We start from the raw sequence: 3,483 nt of genomic DNA, 5'->3' as shown, positions 1-3,483 counted from the left end.
CGGCCTTCCAGCGCGACCCCTCCAGACCCGGCGGCCCCACTCCGCCCGGCCCGACGCAGGGCGGCCCCTCCGGGCCCTCGCCCTTCGGCGTCGACCCCTCGCGTCCGGTTCCGCCGCCGACCGGCGGTCCCGCCCAGGCGTTCCAGCAGTCGGGGCCGCCCGCGCCGCCCGCCTTCCCACGGGAGACCGGCCGCCCCGGCGGCCCGTCCGGCGGCGGCCCCTCCTTCGGGGGCGGTGACGACGACTGGGTGATCTCCCCGCCGTCCGCCGGCCCGTCCGGCCCGGGCCAGGGTCCCGGCGGCCAGAACGGCGGATACGGCCACCCGCAGCCCGGCGCCACGCAGGCCCCGCCCGGCCCCGGCTTCCCGCAGGCGCCGCAGCGGACCACCTGGACCGCCACCATCGGCCCGGACCGCGACTACTTCCTGGCGATGATGCAGCGCTCGGGTCCCGAGGCCGCGGGCCTCAACCTGCCCGCGTACTCGCCCGAGCAGCAGCGCCCGCTCACCGGCAACCAGGTGACCATCGGCCGCCGCCGGCACTCCACCGGCGACACCCCCGACATCGACCTGTCGGTGCCGCCGGAGGACCCGGGCGTCTCGCACCAGCACGCGGTGCTGGTGCAGCAGCCGGACGGCAGCTGGGCGGTCGTCGACCAGAACTCGACGAACGGCACCACGGTCAACATGTCGGAGGAGCCGATCCAGCCGTTCGTGCCGGTCCCGCTGCAGGACGGCGACCGGGTGCACGTGGGCGCCTGGACGACGATCACCGTCCGCCGGGGCTGAGGCCGGGCGGACGGTCACGGCAGGGGCCAGACGTAGGGCCCCTCCGGGTCGTCCAGCCACGCCCAGGCCCGTTCGCCGGCGACCGTGACGCCGTACCGCTCGCGGTCCGGCTCGCCCTCGCGCTCCCACAGCGCGTAGGCCGCCTGAGCGTCGAGGGTGCCCCGGGTCAGCGCCAGCAGGAAGCGGAACGGCTCCTGCCCGCGGGCCCTGCCGGGCAGCCCGGCGAGCGACACCCCCTCCGTCTCCCGGCGGCCCTCGCCGCGCAGCGGCACGAAGTAGGCGGCCGTGGGCAGGAAGCGGCCCTCGGCGTGCGCCGCGTCCGCCACGGTGAGCACGAGCAGGCCCGTGGCCAGCGGGGTGAGGATCCGGGCGCCGGGGCGGCACTGGGCGAGCCAGGCGCGCGGCACCGCGGTCAGTGCGCAGGTCGCGATGATCCGGTCGAAGGGGGCGCGTTCGGGCACCCCGCGCGCCCCGTCGCCGGTGACGACGGCCGGGTGGTACCCGGCGGCGGCCAGGTGCCGGCGGGCCGACTCGGTGATCTCCGGTTCCAGGTCGATCGTGGTGACGAGGCCGTCGTCGCCGAGGCGGTGGACGAGCAGCGCCGCGTTGTAGCCGGTGCCGGCGCCCACCTCCAGGACCCGGTCGCCGTCCGCCACCCCCAGCGCCGCGAGCATCCGTGCCATCAGGGAGGGCTGGCTGCTGGAGGAGAGCAGTTCGCCGTCGCGCAGCCGGGTGGCCAGCGGCACGTCCGCGTAGGCGCCGCGCACCCACCGCTCGCGCGCCTCGGGGTCGGGGCTCTCGCCCCAGCACCGCTCGTAGCCGCGCGGCCCGGCGACGTAGTAGTACGGCACGAACAGGTGCCGGGGCACCTCGGCGAACGACGCCCGCCACACCGGGTCCTCCGCCCAGGCGCCGTCGGCGTCGATCTCCCGCACGAGCGCGGCCCGCTCCGCGGCGGCGAGCCCCTCGGTCTGCGTGTCGTAGGCGCCCATGCGTCCACCCTAGGTGCGCACCGGCCTCCCGGTCCGCAGGCCCCGAGTCGTCGCTCAGCGGGTCTGAGACCATGGATGCGTGAATGAGATTCGGCGCGGCACGCTTCAGGAGCAGACCTTCTACGAGCAGGTCGGCGGGGAGGAGACCTTCCGCCGGCTCGTGCACCGCTTCTACGAGGGAGTCGCCGGGGACCCCTTCCTCCGGGCGATGTACCCGGAGGAGGACCTGGGTCCGGCCGAGGAGCGTCTGACCCTGTTCCTGATGCAGTACTGGGGTGGGCCCAGGACGTACAGCGAGAACCGCGGCCACCCCCGGCTGCGCATGCGGCACGCCCCGTTCACGGTGGACCGGGCGGCGCACGACGCCTGGCTGAGGCACATGCGCGTGGCCGTCGACGAGCTCGGGCTGTCCGAGGAGCACGAGACGACGCTGTGGAACTACCTGACGTACGCCGCCGCGTCGATGATCAACACGCCGGAGTGACCGTCCGTCACTGAGGGCCGGATTCCGGTCGCGCTACGCCGGATTCCGGTCACGATCCGGTATAGACCGGCCAACAACCGCTTACCCCCGGCCGGTCCGCTCTGTCAGCATCGCCCGAAGGTCTGACAAGCGGCGGACACACGGGGGCCGGGTGACGGGGTTCGTCTTCTCACGCGCGCGTGCGCACCGCCTGCTGCTGGGCGCCGCGTTGCTCACCGTGGTGCTGACCACCGCGGTCCTGGCGACCCTGACCGCGTACTCGGAGGCGATCGGTGACGCCGCGCTGCGCCATGTGCTGGCCGATCCGCGCACCGCGGCCGACACCGCGCTGATCGTCAAGGCGGACGTGCCGGCCCAGCAGCGGGCCGCCGCCGACGCCGCCGTCCGCGAGAGCGCCCGGCAGACCTTCGACGGCCTGCCGGTGACACAGCGGACGCTGCGCCGCTCGGGCCCGTACGCACTGCCCCGCTCGCTGCAACCGCCCGCCGACCGGTCCGGCGACCCGGACCTCACCTACTTCGCGGCCCTGGACCCCACCCAGCTGCGCCTGGCCTCCGGCCGTCTGCCGCGCCGCACGGACGGCACGGTCGAGGTCGCGCTCCCGCAGACCGCCGCCCGCGCGCTGCGGCTCGGCACCGGCGACCGCCTCACCCTGACCGACCGGCTGGGCGGCCCGCCGGTACGGGCGCGGATCACCGGGCTGTACCGTCCGGCCTCGGTGACGGCGCCGTACTGGCGGCTGGACGACCTCCTCGGCCGCGGGGCGAAGACGTCCGGCTTCACGACGTACGGCCCGCTGCTCACCGACCCCTCCGTCCTCACCGGCGGCCGGGTCAGCGCCGGGACGACGGGGTGGCTCGCGTCGGCGGACTTCTCACACGTCACCACGGGGCGGATCGGACGGTTGCGGGCGGCGGCGGAGCGAGGCCCCTCGGCGCTGCGCCACCGCCCGGTGCTGCACGGCGCCACGACGGTGCAGACCTCGCTGCCGGACGTCCTGGACCGGGTGGCCCGTTCGCTGCTCGTCGCCCGGTCCACCCTGCTGATCGTCGCGCTGCTGCTGGTGCTGCTCGCCGGTTACGCGCTGCTGCTGGTGGCCCGGCTGCTCAGCACCGAACGGGCCGTCGAGACGCGGCTGTTGCGGGCCCGGGGCGCCTCCCGCGCCCGGATCGGCGCCCTCGCCGCCGCCGAGGCCCTGCTGCTCGCGGCCCCCGCGGCC

3 protein-coding genes and 1 pseudogene are annotated in these 3,483 nt (G+C 76.0%); 3 read left to right on the top strand and 1 reads right to left on the bottom strand.

Going from position 1 to position 3,483, the window contains the following annotated elements:
- Window positions 1–788: FHA domain-containing protein (locus tag ACLU3S_RS36320; RefSeq protein ID WP_413956241.1), on the top strand; the 788-nt coding region annotated here is incomplete at its 5' end.
- Window positions 789–802: 14 nt separating this feature from the next.
- Here ACLU3S_RS36320 and ACLU3S_RS36315 read toward each other — a convergent pair.
- Entirely contained in the window at window positions 803–1,780 is a 978-nt protein-coding gene (locus ACLU3S_RS36315; protein WP_413956240.1) for a methyltransferase domain-containing protein, read from the bottom strand.
- 79 nt (window positions 1,781–1,859) lie between these two features.
- Between ACLU3S_RS36315 and ACLU3S_RS36310 the strand changes: the two genes are divergently transcribed.
- Together ACLU3S_RS36310 and ACLU3S_RS36305 are read left to right on the top strand one after the other, a co-directional pair.
- Complete coding sequence (locus ACLU3S_RS36310; RefSeq protein WP_413956239.1) at window positions 1,860–2,264, top strand: globin; 405 nt, start codon at window positions 1,860–1,862, stop codon at window positions 2,262–2,264.
- Window positions 2,265–2,415: 151 nt separating this feature from the next.
- Window positions 2,416–3,483: pseudogene (locus ACLU3S_RS36305) on the top strand (ABC transporter permease); the annotation flags it as partial.

It is taken from the genome of Streptomyces sp. AF1A (assembly GCF_047340315.1).
GTDB lineage: Bacteria > Actinomycetota > Actinomycetes > Streptomycetales > Streptomycetaceae > Streptomyces.
This window is presented reverse-complemented; position numbering and strand designations above follow the sequence as displayed.

Coding starts and splice junctions, on each gene's coding strand:
- ACLU3S_RS36315 (WP_413956240.1), bottom strand. CDS start 1,780: ATGGGCGCCTACGACACGCAGACCGAGGGGCTCGCCGCCGCGGAGCGG.